The organism is Rhodococcus sp. 4CII (genome assembly GCF_014256275.1).
GTDB lineage: Bacteria > Actinomycetota > Actinomycetes > Mycobacteriales > Mycobacteriaceae > Rhodococcus_F > Rhodococcus_F wratislaviensis_A.
Map to the genome: position 1 here is coordinate 1,255,356 of NZ_JACCFE010000002.1, position 17,656 is coordinate 1,273,011.

Consider the following 17,656-nt stretch of genomic DNA (forward strand, 5'->3'; position numbering starts at 1 on the left):
CGGTGACAACGGGAAGGACGCTGATGCGCACCTCGAGAATTCTGTCGGGCTTCACCCGCCGCTCCGTGGGCAGTATCGCCCTCGCGACGGCCGCCGTCGTGTCGCTCGCAGCGTGTGGTGGCGGATCCGATCCCCTGTCCGCGGGCGGCGAGGGATCCGGGGACGACCCCAACACGATCATCGTGGGATCGGCGAACTTCCCCGAATCCGAGACGGTCGCCAACATCTACACCGAGGTACTCCGCGCCAACGGGTTCGACGTGAGCACGAAGTTCAACATCGGCAGCCGTGAGGCGTACATTCCCGCCCTGAAAGACGGCTCGATCGACGTCATTCCCGATTACACGGGCAACCTCCTGCAATACCTCGATCCGGATTCGACGGCCACCAGCGCCGCCGACGTGGACGCCGCGCTTCCGGCCGCGCTGGGCTCCGAGCTGAAGATCACCACCCCGGCCCCGGCCGAGGACAAAGACGCCGTGGTCGTCACCAAGGAGACGGCGCAGCGCTGGAATCTGACCTCGATCGGGGATCTCGCGGCGCACTCGGCCGAGGTGAAATTCGGTGCTCCCGCCGAATTCCAGGAACGCCCCGGTGGCCTGCCCGGGCTGAAGGCCAAGTACGGCCTCGACATCACACCCGACAACTTCGTCCCGATCGCCGACGGCGGTGGTCCGGCGACGGTCGGTGCCCTCGCGTCGGGACAGATCACGGCGGCAGACATCTTCACGACGTCCCCGGCGATCGCAAAGAACGGTTTCGTGGTGCTCGCGGACCCGCAGAACAATTTCGCGGCGCAGAACGTCGTGCCGGTCGTCCGGACCACCAAGTCCTCCGACAAGCTGACCCGGGCGCTCGACGCGCTGTCGGCGAAGCTGACCACCGAAGAGCTTGTCGCGCTCAATGATTCGGTGTCCGGCGACGCGAAAACCGAACCGGCCGCGGCCGCGAAGCAGTGGGTGACGGACCAGGGACTCGACAAGCCGGTCTCGTGAGGAGCCTGCGGTGATCACATTCTCGGGAGTCACCAAGCAGTACCCCGACGGCACGACGGCGGTCGACGGCCTCGACCTGGAGATCGACGCCGAATCGTTCACGGTCTTCGTCGGGCCGTCCGGCTGCGGCAAGACCACGTCGATGCGGATGATCAACCGGATGATCACCCCGACCGCGGGAACGATCACCGTCGACGGCCGCGACATCGCCCGGACCGACGCGGTGAAGCTTCGTCTCGGCATCGGCTATGTCATCCAGAGCGCAGGACTGCTGCCGCACCGCACGGTGGTCGACAACGTCGCGACCGTCCCCGTGCTGCGCGGCGATTCCCGGCGCAACGCCCGCAAGGCCGCGTTGACGGTGCTCGAACGGGTCGGGCTCGACCCGGCACTCGCGTCCCGCTATCCCGGCCAGCTGTCCGGGGGGCAGCAACAGCGTGTCGGGGTCGCGCGGGCGCTGGCCGCCGATCCGCCGATCCTGTTGATGGACGAGCCGTTCAGCGCGGTCGATCCCGTTGTCCGCGAAGATCTGCAGGCCGAGATGCAGCGCCTGCAGGCCGAGATGCGCAAGACCATCGTGTTCGTCACCCACGACATCGACGAGGCCGTCAAACTCGGTGACCGGGTGGCGGTGTTCGGACCAGGCGGCCGGTTGCAGCAGTACGACGCACCCGACACGGTGCTGTCGGCGCCGGCCACCGACTTCGTCGCCTCGTTCGTGGGACGGGACCGTGGTTACCGGGGGTTGTCGTTCCGGAGCGCAGATCAGGTTCCGCTGCACACGATCCGGACCGCGAGCGAGAAGGAGTTGCCCGGCCTGCGGCTCGAACAGGGCGAGTGGGTACTGGTGGTCACCGATTCGGGCCGTCCGCGGGGATGGATCGACGTGACCGGCGTCGAGGGAGCGCGGGCCGGTCGCCCGGTCTCCGAATGCACGGCCGCGGGCGGATCGCTGTTCACACCCGGCTCGGACCTCCGGCAGGCCCTGGACGCGGCCATCTCGTCGCCGTCCGGCATCGGGGTCGCGGTCGACGCCGACGGCGCGGTCTCGGGTGGCATCCTCGGCTCCGAGGTGATCGCGAAGCTGGCCGAGCAGCGGGCGGCCGAAGATCGTGCGAGGGGTGAGCACCACTTCACCGCCCAACCGGCGACCCCGGACGGGCAGTGATCCGATGCGGTGGCTCATCGACAACTTCTCGGTCGTCGTCGACCTGACGAAGACCCATCTATATCTTGCGCTGGTTCCGCTCCTCATCGGCCTGCTCATCGCCGTCCCGGTGGGAACCGCGATCCGTGGCGCGTCCTGGTTGCGGAAGATCACGCTGATCGCGGCCGGAATCGCGTTCACGATCCCGTCGCTCGCACTGTTCGTGACGATCCCCTCCGTCGTCGGATTGCAGATCCTGGACCCGCTCAATGTGGTGATCGCCCTGACGATCTACTCCACCGCCCTGCTGATCCGCGCCGTGCCCGAGGCACTCGATTCGGTTCCCGCCGATGTCGTCGATTCCGCCACCGCGATGGGCTTCACCCGCCTGAGGCGGGCCCTCACCGTCGAACTGCCCCTCGCTCTCCCCGTTCTCGTCGCGAACGTGCGGGTGGTGGCGGTGACCAACATTTCGCTGGTTTCGGTGGGTTCACTGATCGGGATCGGCGGTCTCGGCACCTTGTTCACGCAGGGATACCAGCGTGACTACCCGGACCAGATCCTTGCCGGGATCATCGCGATCGTCGCGCTGGCCCTCGCGTTCGATCTTCTGCTGTTCCTGGTCGGCCGTGCGCTGACGCCGTGGACCCGGCAGAAGAAGGTCGGGCGCACGCCGCTGGTCGCGGGGCAATCGACGCTCCCGGCCGCCGAGGAGGCGTCATGACCATCTTCGGCGGCGCGTGGGAGTACATCGTCGACCCGGCAAATTGGTCGGGCAGCACCGGAATCGGCGCCCGAATCCTCGAACACCTCTGGTACAGCTTCCTGGCGGTGGCGCTCTCCGCGGTCGTGGCGGTGCCGATCGGTCTGATCATCGGGCATCTGCGCAAGGGCGACGTGGTGGTCGTCGGTCTCGTCAACGCGCTGCGCTCGCTGCCGACGCTGGGTTTGCTGACGTTCCTGGTGCTCCTACTCGGGCTGGGTCTGATCCCGCCCATCCTGGCGCTGGTGATCCTCGGTATCCCGCCGGTGCTGGCCGGCACATATGCGGGCGTCGCGAATGTCGACCGGACGGTCGTGGACGCAGCCCGCGCAATGGGGATGACCGAGTGGCAGGTGCTCACGCGTGTCGAAGCCCCGAACGCGTTGCCGCTCATGCTCGGCGGGCTGCGCAACGCCACCCTGCAGATCATCGCGACGGCAACGGTGGCCGCGTACGTCAATCTCGGCGGACTCGGCCGCTACATCTTCGACGGACTTGCCCTTCGGCAGTACGACCGGGTTCTCGTCGGCGCGCTTCTCGTGACGATTCTCGCGCTTGTCGTGGACGGGTTACTCGCCCTTGCGGTGTGGGCGTCCGTTCCGGGCACCGGCCGACTGCGGCGCAACCCCAGCGCCGAGCAGATCACCGACCGCGCTTGACGGCGAACACTTTTCGAACACTCCGTGAACGGCAAACACCCCGTCCGCGGAACCTTGGTGCGGGCTCCGGTCCGGGGTGTTCGACGGATTCTCGCTAGCCGGTGACGCCTTCTGCACGAGCAGCGGCGGCGACTGCCTCCGCGACAGCGGGGGCCACGCGAGGATCGAGCGGGCTGGGAACGATCTTGTCTACAGCCAGCTCGTCACCGACGACCGAGAGGATGGCCTCGGCGGCGGCAAGTTTCATGCCCTCGGTGATGCGGCGGGCACCGGCGTCCAGGGCGCCGCGGAACACACCGGGGAAGGCGAGCACGTTGTTGATCTGGTTCGGGAAATCGCTGCGCCCGGTGGCGACGATCGCCGCGTGCTTGCGGGCGACGTCGGGGTGGATCTCCGGGTCCGGGTTCGACAGCGCGAACACGATGGAGTTCTCCGCCATGGTCGCGATGAGCTCCTCCGGCACCGTGCCCGCGGACACCCCGAGGAACACGTCCGCACCGTCCAGGGCCTCGACGATGCCGCCGCGGCGTGCGGCCGGGTTGGTGCGGGCCGCCAAATCCACCTTCACCGCGTTCAGATCCTGGCGGTCGGCGGAGACGATGCCCTTCGAATCGAGGACCGTCACGTCGGCGATGCCGGCGGCGAGCAGGATGTTCGCACACGCCACGCCGGCGGCACCGGCCCCGGAGATCACCACCCGCAGCGAGGACAGGTCCCGGTCCTGGACCTTGACCGCACCCTTGAGCGCGGCGAGGACGACGATGGCGGTGCCGTGCTGGTCGTCGTGCATGACCGGGCAGTCCAGCGCCTCGATGACGCGTTGTTCGATCTCGAAGCAGCGCGGGGCGGAGATGTCCTCCAAATTGACCGCCCCGAAGCTCGGGCGCAGCCGGATCAGGGTCTCGACGATCTCGTCGGGGTCCTTCGTGTCCAGGACCAGGGGGATCGAGTTCAGGCCGGCGAAGTTCTTGAACAGCGCGGACTTGCCCTCCATCACCGGAAGCGAGGCGCGGGGGCCGATGTCGCCGAGACCGAGGACCGCGGAGCCGTCGGAGACGACGACCACGAGGCGGTTGGTCCAGGTGTACCGGTCGGCGAGGGTCTCGTCGGCCGCGATGGCGCGGGAAACCTGCGCGACACCGGGCGTGTAGGCGATGGACAGGGCGCGCTGCGAATCGAGAGCGGTGGTGGTCTCTACGGAGAGCTTCCCCCCGATGTGGCCGGCGAAGATCTCTTCGTCGGTCAGCTCGAGCTTCTGCGGTGTGGTGGGTTCGGACACGATGGACACGATGACACTCCTGCTAAGTCCAGGCTCACTCGGGGCCGGGTTACTGAGAAGTAACCGTGAGGATCGGCGCTGATCCTCACAGTTGCTCCACGAACGACAACTGAGGGTGAAGCTTCCGGGGTGCGCGATCACGATGGCCGCAGAACGTCCGAAGCGTCATGGCAAGGGCGGGTGAGCCCTGGCAACACTGCCATTAAACCCCCGCCGAAGGGCGGTGGCGCCGACGTCGGAGTGGTGCCAAGTCTGGCACGAGGATCGATGCACAATCAAATTGTGGCGACAGTCAGATGTCTCACGTTTTCTGCCCTCTACCTGTGAGAACAAGTTACCGACGGGTCACTGTGAGAGCCGGTTTCAGATAACGCGCCGAACGTCCGTCAGCCCCACCACTGCGTGGACAGCAGCAGGGTCGCAGCCGCGAGGACGGCCACCGACGCGACGACCGCGACAACGCCCTCCCTGCGGTCCGCGATCCGCTGCGCGACGATCACGAACACGGACGCGACGACGTGCGCGCTGATGGAGACGGTTCCCGGGCCGGGGAATCCTCGGCCGCCGCCCACGTAGGCCGAGCCGATCACGACGAGGCACAGGATCACCACACCGGCGGCGACGGCCCCGCTGAGGGCGCGCAATGCCCGGACGACGAGCGGACTGCGTGGCGGTTCGGTGGGCGTCACCGTTCTCGGGACGGCGACGGCGTAGGGGTCGTACCGCTCGGACTCGTGGGTGTTCATGCCGAGACCACCTGCACCCCGGACGCTTTCGACACGAGCGTGTCGAACTCGTCGGCATCGGTCGCGAACTCTCCCAGCCGGATCGCCTTGTTCGTCCCGTGGTAGTCGGAGGAACCGGTGACGACCAGACCGGCTTCGTCGGCCAGTTCCTGCAGAACCCGCGCGTCGTCGGCCGAGTGGTCGGGGTGGTGCACCTCGAGTCCGTGCAGGCCGGCACCGGCCAGGTCCCGGACGTGATCGAGCGACAACAGCCGCCCCCGACTCCGCGCTCGCCCGTGGGCGAGGACGCTCACGCCCCCGGCCTCCGCCACCAGCCGCACCGCGTCGTCGAGCGGTGTGTCCGACTTGTCGACGAAGTAGCGGCCGCGCGGGGCCAGCAGATCCACGAACGCCTCCCCGACGCTGCCGACGACTCCCGCGCGCATCAGTGCCCTCGCCAGATGGGGGCGTCCCGCCGCAGGTCCGGCTTCCGCCAGCACCTCGTCCGCGTCGATGGGGAGACCGTCCTCCATCATGAGTTCGGCCATCGCCCGGATCCGCACGATCCGCTCGTTCCGCAGCCGCTCCCGTTCGCGGGCGAACGCGGCATGCGCGGGGTCGAACAGGTACGCAAGGAGGTGCACCGCGACCGGCCTGCCGTCCTCACCCCGCCCCTCGCACGACATCTCCATACCCCGCACCAGCGACAGTCCCGCAGGAAGGGCGGCGACCGCCTCGGCCCACCCCGCGGTGGTGTCGTGGTCGGTGATCGCCACGATGTCGAGTCCCGCCGCCCCCGCGGCGCGCACCAGCTCCGCCGGGCTGTCGGTTCCGTCGGAAGCCGTCGAATGGGTGTGGAGATCGATGAGCACCCAACCAGTCTGTCAGGTGTGGCGACGCGGGTCGCGAGCGTGCGGCCCGGGAGCCTGGCGTGTCGTCCGACGCCGCCGACCCGCAGTCGGCGCTGACGTACGATTCACCAGCAGCGTTTCCGACTCGGCAGCGTTTCCGACTCGATGGTGAAGGGAGGGCCCCGGTGCCGTCTGTGCCCTCACTCCCCAAGCGTGGCAGCGACAAGGACCAGCGCGGCAGCAAGGACGCCGGCCCCAAGATCCGGATCCCCACCGCCCGCGCCATCGTGGACTGCGGCGTCTACGTCGACGGCACACGACTTCCCGGCAAGTTCACGCACCAGGCCGCGCTCGCCGAGGTCCGCCGGCGCGGTGAGGGGTTCGTGTGGGTCGGACTGCTCGCCCCCGACGAGGGACAGATGGAGAGCGTGGCCGAGACGTTCGGCCTGCACGAGTTGATGGTCGAGGACGCCGTCCACGCTCATCAGCGCCCCAAGCTCGAACGCTACGACGACGTGGTGTTCCTGGTCCTGCGGACGGTCAACTACGTTCCCCACGAGTCGGTGGCCACCGCCAGCGAGATCGTCGAGACCGGCGAGGTCATGGTGTTCGTGGGCGCCGACTACGTCATCACCGTGCGCCACGGTGACCATTCCCCGCTCGCGAACGTCCGTCGTGCGCTCGAACAGAACCAGGAGCGACTGGCCCTGGGCCCGTACGCGGTGCTGCATGCGGTCGCCGACCACGTGGTGGACACCTACCTCGAGGTCACCCAGGCCATCGAGGAAGACGTGGACAGCATGGAGGAGGCGGTGTTCAGCCCGCGCAGCAGCGTCGCCGTCGAGCACATCTACCTCCTCAAGCGCGAGATCGTCGAACTCCGGAGGTCGGTGAACCCGCTGGCCAATCCGTTGCTGAGATTGACGCAGTCGCCGGGCAATCCGGTGCCGAAGGAGATCCGCCGCTATTTCCGCGACGTGCTCGACCACCACACGACCGTGGCCGAGCGGATCGCCGAATACGACGAGGTCCTGAGCTCGCTCGTCGACGCCGCCCTCGCCAAGATCGCAGTGCAGCAGAACACCGACATGCGCAAGATTTCGGCCTGGGTCGCGATCGCGGCCGTGCCGACGATGATCGCGGGCATCTACGGCATGAATTTCGACAACATGCCCGAACTACATTGGCAACTGGGCTATCACAGCGTTCTGGTCGTGATCGCAGCGATCACGGTGGGCCTGTTCGTCACGTTCCGACGCAACCACTGGCTCTAGAGCGTGGCGGCGCCGCGGTTCGGATCGCGGACGTCGATACCCGCTTCCGCCCAGGCGTCGCGGAGCGCCCCGGCGCCGCGCAGTCGCACCCACGCCGCCTCGGTGCCGGTGATCGGTACGACCGCGAGGAACTGAACGGCCTCCGCCGGTTCGGGCAGCGGGAGGTCGGGGACGGTCGACGCGCCGAGCAGCACGGCGGTGAACGGTGCGTCCTTCCACAGCGGTTCCCCCAGGTCGAGCAGGGCGTCCTCGACGAGCACCACACCTTCGACGGACGGCGCGGCCGCGAGCACCGCGAGGGTGCGTGCGACCCCGGACGCCACCCCGGTGCCGCCGCGCAGCGTGAGGATCAGTTCGGCACGCGGTCCGCGCAGTGGGTCGGCAACCAACTCACCGGGGTCGCCCATCGGGTGCCGGGAACAACCCAGGGTCGCGTACCGAACGAGTTCTTCGTCGTCGGGAGCGAATCGCAGGACATCGAGGGGCTCGACACCCAGGAACGTCACCGACGCCGCGGTCGGCTCCGGGCCCCCGAACTGCTCCCGCAGGTGCGCGCGAACAGAGGCCACAACGCTGTCAGTCACTCCGTCATCAAACCACCGAACCCGCTCACCCGTCCTCCGGCCTCTCGAGCCGGTAGCGTCGGAGCATGGTCTCGGTACTCGCAGTGTCCGACGAGACGATCGAGTCGCTGTGGAGTTCGCAGGTGCGTGCCATGGATGTCGATCTGATTCTCGGCGCGGGCGATCTCCCGTTCGACTACCTGGAATACCTGATCGACGCACTCGACGCTCCGTGTGTGTTCGTGCCGGGCAACCACGACGCCGACCTGTCCGGCTACTCCGCTGGGCGCGTCGGGTGGATGCGGGCGGGCCTGCCCTCGGCGTGGCCGGGGCCGTGTGGCGCGGTCAACGCGGACGGCCGGATCGTGCGGATTGCGGGACTGCGCATCGCCGGTCTGGGCGGGTCGATCCGCTACAACGACGGCCCCAATCAATGGACCGAACGGCAACAGCGCCGACGAGCCCGCAACCTGGCGCTGACAAGTGCGTGGCACGCGCGCCGCTCTGGTGTGTCCGGCGTCGACGTGCTCCTCACGCACAGCCCTCCGCGGGGTGTCGGAGACCAGGAGGATCCGCCGCACCGAGGCTTCGAATGCTTCGAGAACCTGGCGGGCAGGTTGCAGGCGCGCGTCATGATCCACGGGCACGTCCACCCGTACGGCCGAGCTGCCGAGGACCGCACGCTCGGCGCGACGACGGTGATCAACACCGTCGGTTTCACCCTGATGGAACTGGCCCCGGGGGCCGATCCCACGATCGTGAGGCGCCGGCATGGCACGTGACACCGGGTTCCCCGCCGCCGACGCGGAGAACGACTTCACCCGCCAGCGTCGTCGCGCCGAACTGTCGCGGCTGGTCAACTGGCTGCGCCGGGAACCCGACGACGTCAACGAGATCCTGCCGTTCGACGAGGTGGTCGCGGCGGTCGGCCGGGTCGGCGAGCGGTCGCTCGGACTGCAGGTGATCCCGGTCAACTCCATCGTCGGCAGCGTCGACCGCACCCGCGATTTCGACCGGTTCTTCCGGCCCACCTCCACCCGCGTGCGGGAACGCTGGCAACGGCTCGCCGCTGCACAACGCCGGGGCGAATCGGTGCCGCCGATCCAGGTGTACCGGATCGGGTCGATGCACTTCGTCAGCGACGGCCACCATCGCGTCTCGATCGCGTACGCGATGCACTGGAACACGATCGACGCCTACGTCACCGAGATCCAGACCAAGATCTCACCCGACGGGATCGCGCAGCGCGGCGACCTGGTCATCAAGGACCACCGCCGCCTGTTCCTCACCCGGGTGCCGTTGAGCGGCCCCCAGCGGGCAGCCGTCGTCGTCACCGATCCGTGGGAGTACGCGGAGATCGGCCAGAGCGTCGAGGCCTGGGGATTCCGGCTCATGCAGGAGGTCGGTGAATTCCTCGGCCGTGAGACCGTGGCGCGGCGCTGGTTCGGTGAGGAGTTCCTGCCGGTGGTCCGGATGCTGCGAGCAGCGGAGATGCTGCCCGACCACACCGACGCCGAGGCCTACCTGTGGGTGGCACGGGAGCGGTACCGCCTCGTCCGCAGGCATGTCTGGAACGACGAGATCATTGCCGAGCTCCGTCAGCGCGCCCCCCGCAGGCACCGGCCCTGATCCGTGAATCGCACGACGCGCTCCTCCGCGCCGGGATGCGCGAACTCGAGCAGTCGCCGGCCCTCTGCCTCGATCGCGGTGCGGTGCGTCTTGGCGACGGTCACCAAGGGCTCCACTTCCAGTGTGGCCCGGGCCTTCTCGACCACGGTGGTGGTGAATGCCGCGACCCTGCCGTTCACGAGGACCGCCGGTTTGATGATGCCGTTCTGCGTGAAGATCTTCCTGCGCAGCTCGTCGTCGAGGAGTCGACCGCGGTCGGCGTGCGAAAGCAGCACGTTGTCGAACGGCGCGAGGATGCGGACCGGCGCCGGGGTCCCCGGATCGGGTCGCGGCGCGTCCGGGAGGTCGAAGAGCTCCCGCCCCGACTCTCCCGCGAACACCCGGAGTCCGGGCCGCAACCGGTCCAGGACCTCGCCGAGCCGGGTGAGCCCCGACCACGCCTGGGCGTCCCGGGCGCTCGCGGGACCGAATGCGGCGAGGTAGCGCAGCAGCATCGTGTCGATCGACGGCGCGGCGGCCAGTGGGCGGCCCACCCACGACTCCAGCGTCGACAGTGCCGGTTGCCCCGATCTGCCCCAGAGGCCGCGCGGCGGAACCTGGACCATCGGGACCAGTCCCCGCACCCCGTGGGCGAGCGCTGCCCCGTCGTTGCCGGGGAACCGCTGCTCGAGCAGTGGCCGCAACTGCAACTGGGTGCGGGGTTCGTCGCGCACCAGTTCGCGTCCGGCGGCCGCGAGGGCGTCGAGGTCGACGCCGTGCAAACCCGCGCGGTGCTGCGGGTTGGTGTGGAGGTCCCGGTCGAGCAGCGGTTGCGTCAGGGGACGGAAGGAGAGGGCGTCCGCCGCGGACAGCGCGAAGACCGTCCCTCGCATCGCGACGATGCGCACCACCGCGCGATTCTCGATGAGGTCCGACAGCGACTCCGCACGGAACCGCGTCAACCGCGCCCACAGCGCGAAGTACGGCGGTGCGGGCGCCTGCGCCTGCAGACCGCAGAGGTGCTCGATCATGTCGAGCGCGGACAGGTCCGAACGGCTCAGCAGTGATTGCCGGGCCAGTGTCGCCCGGCCCAGCGCTCGATTCGACATCCGTTCGGACCCCACCGTGAACCCCCTCGTTAGTTAGCCCCAGTACCGTGTTTACCTACGCCCATGCACCCATCACCACAGGAGGACCCCATGGCCGCCGGATCGACCACCGCAGCCCGGGCTCTCCTGCCCGTCATGTGCTTCGTCGTGATGATTGTCGCCGTTCTGCAGACGCTGGTGGTACCGATCGTCGGAACCATCGGCGCGCAACTCGACGTCGGTCCGACGGCCGTCGGCTGGCTCCTCACTGCCAATCTCCTCGCCGCCGCCACCGCAACACCGGTCCTCGGCCGCCTCGCCGACCTCCGCGGCAAACGGCCCGTCCTGCTCGGCGTGCTCGTGGTCGTGCTGCTCGGCTCCCTGATCGGTGCGGTGTCGACGTCCGTGGGGGTGCTGATCTTCGCCCGCGTGCTCCAGGGCGTGTCGTTCGCGCTGTTCCCCATCGGTATCGCGGTCCTGCGCGACGAACTTCCCGCGGACAAGCTGACCGGCGCCATGGGGATCTTCTCCGGCACACTCGGTTTCGGCGGATGCTTCGGCATCGTCCTCACCGGGGTCCTGGTCTCCGACGGCGCCGACTTCCACCGCGTCTTCTGGCTCTCGTCGGCCATCACCGCCGCCGGACTCGTCCTCGCCTGGATCGCCATCCCCCGCCGGCCGCGCGGCGGTGCGGGTTCCATCGACTGGATCGGTGCGGCCGCTCTCGCCGCCGGCCTGGTCCTCGTCCTGCTGCCGCTCGCCGAGGGCGGCACGTGGGGCTGGGCGTCCCCCGTCACCATCGCCAGCGGAGTGGCGGGCATCCTCGTCCTCGCGGGCTGGTTCCTCTACGAACGCCGGATCACCGATCCGCTCGTCGCACCCCGGCTGCTCACCGACCCACCGGTCCTCGTCACCCATCTGTCCGCGCTCGTGGTCGGCATGTCGATGTTCGTGATGTTCCTGGGCAGCTCCTACTTCGTCCAGACCCCGAGTGCGATCGCCGGGTACGGCTTCGGCGCCACCGTGCTCGAGGCGAGCACCGTGTACCTGCTGCCGGGCGCGATCAGTGGCGTCATCGCCTCGATCCTGAGCGGAAAGCTGATCCACCGCTTCGGCCCCCGCGCCGTCCTGATCGCGGCGAGCGTCGTCGGCGTCAGCGGGTTCCTCGTGTTCATCCTCGCCCACGACCGCACGTGGGAAGTGGTCGCGGCCATCCTCCTGATCAACACGTACATCAGCCTCGCGTACGCATCCCTGCCGTCGCTGCTGGTGGCCGAGGTCCGGCAGGACGAGACCGGCGTCGCGAACAGCATCAACTCGATCGCCCGGTCCGTGGGCAGCTCGTTCGCCAGCGCCCTGCTCGCGACCCTGCTCGCCGGCATCACCATTCCCGGGACCGGTGTCCCGACCGAATCGGCCTACGTGATCGCGTTCGTCGTGGGCGCGACCGCGGCCGCGCTCGCCGGGCTGCTGCCGTTCTTCGGGATCACCCGCACCACCCGGACCCCGTCAGACGACGAGGAGAACGAGGTCCACGCCACCGCCCTGGCCGCCGAGTGGGGCACCGTCGGGGGTCTCGGCGGCGCGAACACGAGCCGCACTGGTGAGCGCCACACTCCCGTCACCGGGTGAGGTTCGCCCCCGAGTTCTGATCGAACACGGCAATCTTCGAGCGGTCGAACCACAGTTCCAGCGGACTGCCGTGCACCGCGGACGATTCCGCCGACAACCGGGCCACCAGTTGCCCGCCGCCCGCGACCGCGGTACCCGAATCGGCGGCGAGTTCCTCGAGTTCCCGGGAGTTCACCTGCGGGCCTTCGGCCGTGAAGTAGGCGTACTTGTCCGACCCCATCGACTCGAGCACCTCGATGTTGGCCGTGAACCTGGCACCAGCGTCTCGCTGCGCCGCGTCGACGAGCGCCACGTCCTCGAAATGCTCGGGGCGGATACCGACCACAACGTCCTTCGCCGAATTCGACGCCCCGATCCGGCCGAGCGTCTCCGCGGGCAGCGTGAACTCGCCGAGCGGGGTCGACACCCCGTCGGCCGTCAGCTGTCCCGGGAAGAAGTTCATCGACGGTGAACCGATGAATCCCGCGACGAACAGGTTGTTCGGGTGGTCGTACAGTTCCTGCGGCGCGCCGATCTGCTGCACCACCCCGCCGCGCAGCACCACCACCCGGTCGCCGAGGGTCATCGCCTCCGTCTGGTCGTGTGTGACGTACACCGTGGTGGTGCCGAGTCGTTGTTGCAACCGGGCGATCTCGGTGCGCATCTGGACGCGGAGCTTGGCGTCGAGATTCGACAGCGGCTCGTCCATCAGGAACGCCTTGGGGCTGCGGACGATCGCCCGGCCCATCGCGACCCGCTGCCGCTGCCCGCCCGAGAGGTTGGCCGGTTTGCGGTCGAGGTGCTGAGTGAGATCGAGGATCTTCGCGGCGTCGTCGACCTTCGCCGCGATGTCCGACTTCGACATCTTCGCCAAGGTCAGCGGGAACGCGATGTTCTGCCGCACCGTCATGTGCGGGTACAGGGCATACGACTGGAACACCATCGCGATGTCGCGGTCCTTCGGCGCCTTCTCGTTGACCCGCTCCCCCGCGATCCGCAGTTCCCCGGACGAGATATCCTCCAGCCCGGCGATCATGTTGAGAGTGGTCGACTTTCCGCAACCGGACGGTCCGACCAGGATGATGAACTCGCCGTCGGCGATCGTGATGTCGACGTCGCTCACCGCCTTGGCGCCGTCCGGGTACAGCTTCGTCACCTTGTCGAGCACGATTTCGGCCACAAGATTATCCCTTCACTGCGCCGGAGGTCAGGCCGGCCACGATGCGTCGTTGGAAGAACAGCACGAAGACGATGATCGGGATCGTGATCACCATCGCGGCCGCGGCGATCGACCCCGTCGGCTCCTCGAACTGGGAGGCGCCGGTGAAGTTCGCGATCGCCGCCGGCGCGGTGATGGAGCGTTCCGTCGACGTCAGCGAGATCGCGAACAGCAGATCGTTCCAGCAGAAGATGAAGACCAGGATCGCGGCGGTGACGATGCCCGGCGCCGCCAGCGGTGCCACGACCTTCCGGAACGCCTGCGCCGGTGTGGCGCCGTCCATCTTGGCCGCCTTCTCCAGTTCCCAGGGGATCTCCTTGAAGAAGGCGGACAGCGTGTAGATGGCGAGCGGGAGCGCGAACGTGATGTACGGCAGGATCAGGCCCGCCCAGGTGTCGAAGAGCCCGAGCCTACGTTCGATGTCGAACAAGGGGCTCACCAGGGAGATCTGGGGGAACATCGCGATCAGCAGCGCCACCCCGACCAGCAGCTTCTTGCCCGGAAAGTCCAGCCGGGCAATGGCGTAGGCGGCCATGGTGCCGATGACGACGGCAATTACCGTGGAGATGAGGCCGATGCCGATGGAGTTGATCAGCGCACTGGTGAACGCGTTGGTCTGGAAGATTCCGCGGTAGTTGTCGAGTGTCCACTTCTGTGGAATGAACTTGCCGTCCTTGATCGTTCCCGCGGGTTTGAACGACAGGCTGGCGATCCACAACACCGGGATCAGCGCGTAGAGCAGGACCAGCAGGTTGACCACGGACCAGCTGATCTTACGGCGAGGGGTGTCGACGACGGCCATGGTTATCGGTTTCCTTCCGTGTCGGACCCGGGAGCCGACGCGCCGAAGAGCTTGATGAACACGAACGCGAGGAGTGCGACGCACAGGAAGATGAGGACGCTGATCGCCGACCCGATACCGAGGTTGAACGCCTTGAACAGGTTGTCGTAACCGAGGATCGACAGCGAACCGGTGTCGTTGGCGCCCTTGGTGAGGACGTAGATGTTGTCGAAGATGCGGAACGCGTCGAGCGTGCGGAAGAGCAACGCCACCAGGATCGCGGGTTTCATCAACGGCAGGATGATCCGCACCAGCCGTGTCCACGCCCCGGCGCCGTCCACCTGTGCGGCCTTGAGGAGGTCGTCGGGAACGAGGGCCAGCCCGGCGAGCAGCAGCAGCGCCATGAACGGGGTGGTCTTCCACACCTCGGCGAGCACGATGATCGCGAGCGACGGAATCTGCTGGGTCAGCGGTGCGCTGCCGTCGGGCAGCAGGTTCGCGAGATAGCCGGTTCCCGGCGTCCACGCGTAGTACCAGCTGTACGCGGCCGCGACCGTGACGATGCCGTAGGGGATGAGCACCACCGTCCGCACCAGCCCCTTCCCGACCAGCGTCCGGTGCATCACGAGCGCCAGGATCAGGCCCAGGACGAACTCGATCACCACCGAGACGACGGTGATGCTCACCGTCACCGCGAACGCCTGCCACCAGTACCCGTCCGTCAGCACCGACACGTAGTTGGCGAGGCCGACGAACTTGCGTTCGTCGGGGAACCGGAGGTCGTAGCGCTGCAGACTCAGCCACACCGCGTACACGACGGGATAGGCCGTCACCGCGATCATGAGGATCGCGGCCGGGGCCACCAGCCACAGTCCCAGGCGGCGCTCGGCCTTCTTGCCCTCCGAAAGCTGGCTCTTCGACGCGACTTTCGGCTCCTCGGCGCGGTCCGCCTGCACGGTTTCGGTCGTCACGGGATCAGCCCTTCCGAGTTGACCGCCTTGCGGACCTGTTCGGCGAGTTCGTCGACGGTGCGCGGCGGATCGATGTCACCGACCGGATTCAACGTGGCGGTGATCAGGGTCGAAATGCTCTGGTATGCCGGAGACACCGGCCGCACGGAGGCGGTGTCGAGGCCGTCCCGCACCTCACGCCACGCGGGGTACGCCTCCTGGAACGCCGGGTCGTCGTACAGGCTCGCCAACGTGGGCGGCACACCACCGTTGACGGCGTTGTTGCGCTGGTTCTCCTCGTTTCGCAGGCACTGCACCGCTTCGAACGCCAGATCGGGATGCCGGCTCGTCTTCGCGACCGCCACGTTGAAGCCGCCGATCGTCACCTCGGCAGGCCGGCCGGGTATCACCGACGGGTACGGCGCGGGCAGGAAGTTCTGCTGACCGTCGACGGTGAGCACCGTGTTGCCCGTGTTCTCCGACGTCGGGTTGCCCTTGTCGTCGATGAACGGGAGGTCGCCCTTCTCGGCATTCTCGATCATGCCCGGCAGCACGAACGGCCAATTGACCTCGAACGCAGACTTTCCGCTCTCCATACCGAGCCGGGACGACGCCTCGTCGCCCTGGGAAACCGACGGGTCGGCACCCTTCGCGGTGGCGACCCGCTTCATGACCTCGAGCGCCGTCAGGGCCGCATCGCCGTCCGCGACGGTCACGGTGGTCCCGTCGTCGGCGACGACGGATCCGCCCGCGCTCGCGAGCAGCGTGTTGAACCACACCATCAGGCCCTCGTACTGCTTGCCCTGCACCCCGATCCAGCTGGGCCGCCCCTCCCCGGCCAGGCCCTCCGCGATGTCGATCATCTGATCCCACGTCTGCGGCGGCTGCCCGTCCGGCATCAGGTCCTTGCGGTACCAGAGCAACTGGGTGTTGGTGTTCAGCGGCGCGGCGTACAGCTGGTCCTGCCACTTGGCCGATTCGAGTGGGCCTTCCAGCGTGCCCTCGCCGACCTTCGCCGCGACGTCGGGTGGGAGCGGCAACGCCCAGCCCGCCTCGGCGAACTCGGCGGTCCACACGACGTCGAGCGTCATGATGTCGAGCGAGGAGTCGTTTCCGGTGAGACGACGGGCCAGCTGGAGGCGTTGATCGTCCGCACCCTTCGGCAACGTGCGCTGCTCCACGGTGTACCGGCCCCCGGCCGCGGCCGTGCAGTTGGCCGCGGCCTCCGCGTACTGTTCGGCGCCGTCGGCCGCGGTGTAGAAACTGAGGACGACGCCGTCCTCGGACGACCCGCACGCGGCCAGCAGGGGAACGGTGAGGACCGTGGCCGCACCGATCAGTCCCCACTTCAGCGAGCGTCCGGGCTTGGTGCGATGCAGCACAGCCGCCTCCTCGAGCGGCCCCTCACGGATCCAGTCGCGGTACGGCTGGGCACGCGGGCCCGCGCATTGGTTCCTGCCGGAACGCGCACTCCACCGACAGGTCACGGTTTCGGCGAGAGCAGCGGCCCTCGCATTGCGCCGTAAACCTATCCGACATCGTCGGCGAACTGGGTGAAATCGCCGCGAACGTCGCGAATAGGACGCAATCCGTGATCAGACCGCGACCCGCAGGCCGCCGCGGGCGCGCCGCTCAGAGCGCCAGTTTGGCCAGCATGTCCCGGGCGGTCTCCGCCGACTTCGGCTCGCACAGCACGTCGTACCGGCCGGCCACCAGTTGCATCGTGGACGCGAAGTCCCGGGTACCCCGCGTCGCCGCGTACGGGATGGTCGTGGAGATCAGCCCGAAGATGATGCCGCCGACGATGCCGACCACGAGCGGTGCCAGGAAACCACCGGTGACGATGCCCAGCAGCAGACCGAAGAACACACCGAGCCATGCGCCCGAAACAATGCCTCCGCCAATGACTTTCGCCCAGGTGAGGCGGCCCAGCACCCGCTCGACCTGCATGAGGTTGACACCCACGATGGTGACGTCCTCCACCGAGAATTCCTGATCGGAGAGGTAATCGACGGCGCGCTGCGCCTCCGCGTACGTGGGGTACGAACCGATGGGCCAGCCCGTGGGGGGTTCCGGCAGAGCCCCACGCCGCGCCCCGTTGGACTGTCCGAGTGGATTCGTCATCGTCAGCTGGTCTCCTCGT

18 protein-coding genes are annotated in these 17,656 nt (G+C 68.1%); 8 read left to right on the forward strand and 10 right to left on the reverse strand.

The window, feature by feature from the left end; translation table 11 throughout:
* The first annotated feature begins 23 nt into the window (after positions 1-23).
* From H0B43_RS06700 to H0B43_RS06715, 4 genes are read left to right on the forward strand one after another with little or no spacing between them, the layout of a single operon-like run.
* On the forward strand, positions 24-995 hold the full coding sequence (locus H0B43_RS06700) for an ABC transporter substrate-binding protein (protein ID WP_185728765.1): 972 nt from the start codon (positions 24-26) through the stop codon (positions 993-995).
* A gap of 10 nt (positions 996-1,005) precedes the next feature.
* Complete coding sequence (locus H0B43_RS06705; RefSeq protein ID WP_185728764.1) at positions 1,006-2,163, forward strand: ATP-binding cassette domain-containing protein; 1,158 nt, start codon at positions 1,006-1,008, stop codon at positions 2,161-2,163.
* Between the two features lie 4 nt (positions 2,164-2,167).
* Positions 2,168-2,866 carry an ABC transporter permease gene (locus tag H0B43_RS06710; RefSeq protein WP_185730080.1) on the forward strand — a complete coding sequence of 233 codons (699 nt, stop codon included), beginning with the start codon at positions 2,168-2,170 and terminating at the stop codon, positions 2,864-2,866.
* Positions 2,863-3,564 carry an ABC transporter permease gene (locus H0B43_RS06715; RefSeq protein WP_185728763.1) on the forward strand — a complete coding sequence of 234 codons (702 nt, stop codon included), beginning with the start codon at positions 2,863-2,865 and terminating at the stop codon, positions 3,562-3,564. Before H0B43_RS06710 ends, H0B43_RS06715 begins: the two co-directional genes overlap by 4 nt.
* A 94-nt stretch (positions 3,565-3,658) precedes the next feature.
* On the opposite strand, the gene H0B43_RS06720 is transcribed toward H0B43_RS06715, so the two are convergent.
* The 3 genes from H0B43_RS06720 to H0B43_RS06730 form a co-directional block, all read right to left on the reverse strand.
* Positions 3,659-4,852, reverse strand: coding sequence for an NADP-dependent malic enzyme (locus H0B43_RS06720; protein WP_185728762.1), 1,194 nt, complete (start codon positions 4,850-4,852; stop codon positions 3,659-3,661).
* A 377-nt stretch (positions 4,853-5,229) separates the two neighbouring features.
* On the reverse strand, positions 5,230-5,589 hold the full coding sequence (locus tag H0B43_RS06725) for a hypothetical protein (protein ID WP_185728761.1): 360 nt from the start codon (positions 5,587-5,589) through the stop codon (positions 5,230-5,232).
* Positions 5,586-6,440, reverse strand: a complete 855-nt coding sequence (locus H0B43_RS06730) for a PHP domain-containing protein (RefSeq protein WP_185728760.1) — start codon at positions 6,438-6,440, stop codon at positions 5,586-5,588. The genes H0B43_RS06725 and H0B43_RS06730 overlap by 4 nt, the downstream gene beginning before the upstream one ends.
* A gap of 164 nt (positions 6,441-6,604) precedes the next feature.
* Between H0B43_RS06730 and corA the strand changes: the two genes are divergently transcribed.
* Complete coding sequence (gene corA, locus H0B43_RS06735) at positions 6,605-7,693, forward strand: magnesium/cobalt transporter CorA (protein WP_185728759.1); 1,089 nt, start codon at positions 6,605-6,607, stop codon at positions 7,691-7,693.
* On the opposite strand, the gene H0B43_RS06740 is transcribed toward corA, so the two are convergent.
* Entirely contained in the window at positions 7,690-8,277 is a 588-nt protein-coding gene (locus tag H0B43_RS06740) for a suppressor of fused domain protein (RefSeq protein ID WP_185728758.1), read from the reverse strand. The two genes, corA and H0B43_RS06740, sit on opposite strands and share 4 nt — an antisense overlap.
* Positions 8,278-8,342: 65 nt before the next feature.
* On the opposite strand from H0B43_RS06740, the gene H0B43_RS06745 reads away from it, so the two are divergent.
* Both H0B43_RS06745 and H0B43_RS06750 read left to right on the forward strand, forming a co-directional pair.
* On the forward strand, positions 8,343-9,038 hold the full coding sequence (locus H0B43_RS06745) for a metallophosphoesterase (protein WP_185728757.1): 696 nt from the start codon (positions 8,343-8,345) through the stop codon (positions 9,036-9,038).
* Positions 9,028-9,885, forward strand: coding sequence for a chromosome partitioning protein ParB (locus tag H0B43_RS06750; protein WP_185728756.1), 858 nt, complete (start codon positions 9,028-9,030; stop codon positions 9,883-9,885). The genes H0B43_RS06745 and H0B43_RS06750 overlap by 11 nt, the downstream gene beginning before the upstream one ends.
* Here H0B43_RS06750 and H0B43_RS06755 read toward each other — a convergent pair.
* Complete coding sequence (locus tag H0B43_RS06755; RefSeq protein WP_397517486.1) at positions 9,855-10,988, reverse strand: winged helix DNA-binding domain-containing protein; 1,134 nt, start codon at positions 10,986-10,988, stop codon at positions 9,855-9,857. The genes H0B43_RS06750 and H0B43_RS06755 overlap by 31 nt on opposite strands.
* Positions 10,989-11,063: 75 nt before the next feature.
* Here H0B43_RS06755 and H0B43_RS06760 point away from each other — a divergent pair, with 75 nt between their 5' ends.
* On the forward strand, positions 11,064-12,584 hold the full coding sequence (locus H0B43_RS06760) for an MFS transporter (RefSeq protein WP_185728754.1): 1,521 nt from the start codon (positions 11,064-11,066) through the stop codon (positions 12,582-12,584).
* Here the strand turns inward: H0B43_RS06760 and H0B43_RS06765 are convergent.
* The 5 genes from H0B43_RS06765 to H0B43_RS06785 all read right to left on the reverse strand — a co-directional run bounded on the left by H0B43_RS06765 (position 12,574) and on the right by H0B43_RS06785 (position 17,637).
* Complete coding sequence (locus H0B43_RS06765; protein WP_185728753.1) at positions 12,574-13,743, reverse strand: ABC transporter ATP-binding protein; 1,170 nt, start codon at positions 13,741-13,743, stop codon at positions 12,574-12,576. The two genes, H0B43_RS06760 and H0B43_RS06765, sit on opposite strands and share 11 nt — an antisense overlap.
* Positions 13,744-13,747: 4 nt before the next feature.
* The gene (locus H0B43_RS06770; RefSeq protein ID WP_185728752.1) at positions 13,748-14,584 is read right to left on the reverse strand and encodes a carbohydrate ABC transporter permease; all 837 of its coding nucleotides are present in this window, start codon (positions 14,582-14,584) and stop codon (positions 13,748-13,750) included.
* Positions 14,585-14,586: 2 nt separating this feature from the next.
* A complete protein-coding gene (locus H0B43_RS06775) occupies positions 14,587-15,534 on the reverse strand; it encodes a sugar ABC transporter permease (protein WP_312033895.1) in 948 nt (315 codons plus the stop codon).
* The gene (locus H0B43_RS06780; protein WP_185728751.1) at positions 15,531-16,895 is read right to left on the reverse strand and encodes an ABC transporter substrate-binding protein; all 1,365 of its coding nucleotides are present in this window, start codon (positions 16,893-16,895) and stop codon (positions 15,531-15,533) included. The genes H0B43_RS06775 and H0B43_RS06780 overlap by 4 nt, the downstream gene beginning before the upstream one ends.
* 250 nt (positions 16,896-17,145) lie before the next feature.
* Entirely contained in the window at positions 17,146-17,637 is a 492-nt protein-coding gene (locus tag H0B43_RS06785; protein ID WP_015889781.1) for a general stress protein, read from the reverse strand.
* Positions 17,638-17,656 lie beyond the last annotated feature (19 nt).